Source organism: Microvirga tunisiensis (assembly GCF_009296175.1).
Classification (GTDB): Bacteria; Pseudomonadota; Alphaproteobacteria; order Rhizobiales; family Beijerinckiaceae; genus Microvirga; species Microvirga tunisiensis.
Genome location: NZ_VOSK01000896.1, coordinates 1 through 836 on the forward strand (window position 1 = coordinate 1; position 836 = coordinate 836).

Genomic DNA, 836 nt, shown 5'->3' on the forward strand with positions numbered 1-836 from the left:
TAGGCGCTCTCGCTCAACTCGGCACAGGCGCCGATGTCGAAATCGCGTGTTCCGTCATTCGCAATGCCCGACAAGGCGGCATGCTCGCGGAAGATCTCGGCCGGCGACCGGTAATCGAACGCCTCGGCAAATCCCATGCGGGCGGCGACGTCGCAGATGATGCGCCAGTCGGGTCGCGCCTCTCCCGGAGCTTTCAGGAACGAGCGTTGGCGTGAGATGCGGCGCTCGGAATTCGTCACCGTGCCACTCTTCTCCGCCCATCCGGCCGCTGGCAGGAGGACATGGGCGTGGCGTGTCGTGTCGGTGCGGGTGACATCGCTCACCACCACGAACGGGCAGCTGCGAAGCGCATCCTGAACGGCATCCGCATCCGGCAGGGAATCGGCCGGGTTGGTGCCCATGATCCAGATCGCCTTGACCCGGCCGTCGCCGACCGCGCGGAAGAGCTCGACAGCCTTCAGGCCCGGACGCTCCGCGATGCCAGGGCTGCCCCAGAAGGTTTGAACCAGTTCGCGATGGTTCGGGCTGTTGATGTCGAGATGCGCCGCCAGCATGTTTGCCAGTCCACCGACCTCGCGTCCGCCCATGGCGTTGGGTTGGCCGGTGAGCGAGAACGGCCCCATGCCTGGGCGCCCGATGCGCCCGGTGAACAGGTGACAGTTGATGATGGCATTGACCTTGTCGGTGCCGACGATCGATTGGTTCACACCCTGCGAATAGGCCGTCACGACGCGCTCCGAGCGACTCCACAGCGTGTAGAACTCGCGCAGCTGCTCGGCCGGAAGGCGGGTGGCGCTGAGCGCACCCGGAAAACCGCATTCCCGTGCTGCCCCTAG

Annotated in this window: 1 protein-coding gene; it reads right to left on the reverse strand. The window is 65.9% G+C overall.

The annotated features are described in order from the left end of the window. Positions 1 to 836: molybdopterin-dependent oxidoreductase (locus tag FS320_RS44375; protein WP_152718778.1), on the reverse strand; the 836-nt coding region annotated here is incomplete at both ends.